3 protein-coding genes and 1 tRNA gene are annotated in these 2646 nt (G+C 37.4%); 3 read left to right on the top strand and 1 reads right to left on the bottom strand.

The window, feature by feature from the left end; translation table 11 throughout:
• Nucleotides 1-65 precede the first annotated feature (65 nt).
• Both Q0A12_RS13675 and Q0A12_RS13670 read left to right on the top strand, forming a co-directional pair.
• A tRNA-Asn gene (locus Q0A12_RS13675) sits at nucleotides 66-139 on the top strand.
• Between the two features lie 208 nt (nucleotides 140-347).
• Entirely contained in the window at nucleotides 348-992 is a 645-nt protein-coding gene (locus Q0A12_RS13670; RefSeq protein ID WP_291293183.1) for an HAD-IA family hydrolase, read from the top strand.
• 72 nt (nucleotides 993-1064) lie between these two features.
• Here the strand turns inward: Q0A12_RS13670 and Q0A12_RS13665 are convergent, their stop codons facing one another.
• Nucleotides 1065-1409 carry an iron-sulfur cluster biosynthesis family protein gene (locus Q0A12_RS13665; RefSeq protein ID WP_291293182.1) on the bottom strand — a complete coding sequence of 115 codons (345 nt, stop codon included), beginning with the start codon at nucleotides 1407-1409 and terminating at the stop codon, nucleotides 1065-1067.
• A gap of 523 nt (nucleotides 1410-1932) precedes the next feature.
• Between Q0A12_RS13665 and Q0A12_RS13660 the strand changes: the two genes are divergently transcribed.
• Nucleotides 1933-2367: a universal stress protein gene (locus Q0A12_RS13660; RefSeq protein ID WP_291293181.1), complete on the top strand. Its 435-nt coding sequence runs from the start codon at nucleotides 1933-1935 to the stop codon at nucleotides 2365-2367.
• Nucleotides 2368-2646: the final 279 nt, after the last annotated feature.

Here is a 2646-nt window from a genome sequence, read left to right as displayed (position 1 = left end):
TCTTAGCGCCGATTGTAGTGAAGGGTTTCCCTTTGTGAGAGTAGGACGTCGCCACGCTGTATCATTCCGGCATAGCTCAGTTGGTAGTAGCGCATGACTGTTAATCATGATGTCGTAGGTTCGAGTCCTACTGCCGGAGTTATCGATAGCTGAAAAGCTATCTTTTTTTGTATTTTCTAAGCTGTCTTTCAACGAGCAGAAAGACAGCTTTTTTTGTGCCGTAAATTTATAAGTATGGTTGAATTTTTTTGAAAAGAGTGGCATCCTTCAAGGCATTCGATGGTTCAGAAAAGAAGGATTTGCGGGAGAGTTGGTTTTTTCCTATAATAAGGAAAAGGGGAGATGACATGAAACAACAATTATTTTTTGACTTAGATGGTACGATTATTGATTCTAGCGAAGGAATCTATGCCTCAATTCGCTATGCACTGGAAAAATTGGCGCACCCGCCTCTTTCAACGGATGCATTGCGCTCTTTTGTCGGTCCGCCATTGATCGATTCTTTTCGCGATTTAGGTTTTACAGAAGATAAGGCCCAGCGTGCTGTGAATTACTACCGGGAAAACTACCGTGACAAAGGAATATTTCAAGTCAAGCCTTACGAGGTAATCGAAAAAACATTGGCTATGCTTTCAGAAACGCATGAAATCTTCATTGCTACGTCCAAACCAGAGATATTTGCCAAAGAAATTCTGGCTTATTTAGGTTTTAATGATTATTTTAAAGGGATTTACGGAGCTGATCTTGAAAATAAGCGGGGAGAGAAAGCAACAGTCCTTGCATATGCACTAGAAAAAGCAAACGGAAATGCAAGTGCTTTAATGATTGGCGATCGTAGTCATGACATTCTCGGAGCAAAAGCGAATGGATTATCCGCTATCGGTGTTCTTTATGGTTTTGGTAGCAAAGAAGAATTACTTTCTGCAGGAGCCGTCGCTTTGGCAGAACAACCATTAGAGTTGCTGGAATTGATCAGAACAGATCATGCTTAGGAAATGATTGCAAAAAGAGCTAAAAATAGAGGAAGAGTGAGATTTACTTCGACTTTTTTAAGCTCTTACATGTTATTGGATGGTAGCGGTTTTTAGGACTAAGACATTATTATCCAGATAGCCACTTTCGTTTTTCAAAATGAGGGTGCCGGAAGTCGGATGCACCGTTAACTCAAGGTGACCAGTTAAAAACATCGTGTCGTACTCAGAAGTATAGAAAGTAAACAAATTGCTAGGGATCTCTAATGTAAAAGGGACGATGATCTCTTCAATAGGTGTGATCAAGAAACGCTCGCCAATCATACAGCAACCTTCAGCAGAGGAGAACTGATTGGAACCATCATTGGCTGTCAAGATAAATTGAGTGATACCTTTGGGAAGGCGTTGTGCTGCTTCTGAGGTGATCGTTAGTTCCATTTCTAATACCTTCTTTCTAAAAAAATGGCTATTTTTCTTTGTTAGCTGATCGACTTGAACATAAAAAATTTTAGAAAAGATAACAAAAAGCATTGAACCAGATAGTTAGCTTGGGGAAGACGACTAAAAGGGCACAATGCTTCTTTTGTTATTTTAACATGGAATGATTAAGATGCAAAGAATCAAGCGTAATTCCGCGCCTATCGCAGTAAAAAATAAGCAATCAATCCTAAAATGACGAAAAAAAGACCAATATAAAGAATAAAAGTCAATAGAGCTTGAAAAAATTGACGCATTGTCTTCACCTCAAATCATTTTTTCACTATAATTCTAGCACGTAAAGACTTTTTTGAACGAATTTCTAGAAATCTTTGTAGATGCTTAAGATTTGTTCCAGTAAAATAAATAAAAAACAAATTTTTCAAATAGGAAAGATGGATCAAAATAAAAATAACCAAGTGGGTTAATCGAGAATCTTTTAGCCAGCTGTGTAGTGTGGTAAAATAAAGAGGAGGGGATAAAAATGTTGCATACATGTCGAAATGTTCTCGTTGCTTTAGATGGTTCTGAGCAATCAGAAAAGGCCTTTTGGGAAGCTGTCGATATTTGTAAACGTAACCAAGCCAAATTGTATGTCCTTTCGATCATTAATAATGCAGAGCTTTCAACAAGTGCGTATTCTTTTTCAAAATTATTTGAGCAGGAAAAAACAAAGGTTGAAACCGAGATGCTAAAGAAAATCTATGATGCAAACAACCATGGCGTTGAGGATGTTGCGGTGATCGTTGAAGTAGGAGACCCTAAACGATTTATTATCCACGCAGCAACTGAAACCTACCCGATTGATTTAATCGTGATCGGTGCAACGGGGAAAGGTGCTCTTTCGAGAGTTGTGGTAGGGTCAACAACTGACTATGTCGTCAATCATGCAAAATGCTCCGTGTTTGTTGTGAAATAATCAATCGTTTTGTTTAATCAAAAGGAAAGTCAGCCAGCTGCTGATTTTCCTTTTTTTTATTTACTGGGTGTTGAGTGTTGGCTAGAAAACAATGTTTATGATGATATTTTTACGAATAGTAGGTTACGGTAACCTAGTTTGTATGAGGAAACCTATTGGATAAGAATTACATATTGTGACTATAATAAAATCTAGTATAGTTGCACTATAAGTTATTGGCATAAATTTAAACAAATGAATATTTTTAAGGCTTTGTTGATGTTGCTTTTTTTATGATTA

Source organism: Enterococcus sp., from assembly GCF_022711995.1.
GTDB lineage: Bacteria > Bacillota > Bacilli > Lactobacillales > Enterococcaceae > Enterococcus_D.
The sequence above is the reverse complement of the archived record's forward strand: the minus strand, read 5'-3'. Positions and strand labels throughout refer to the sequence as shown.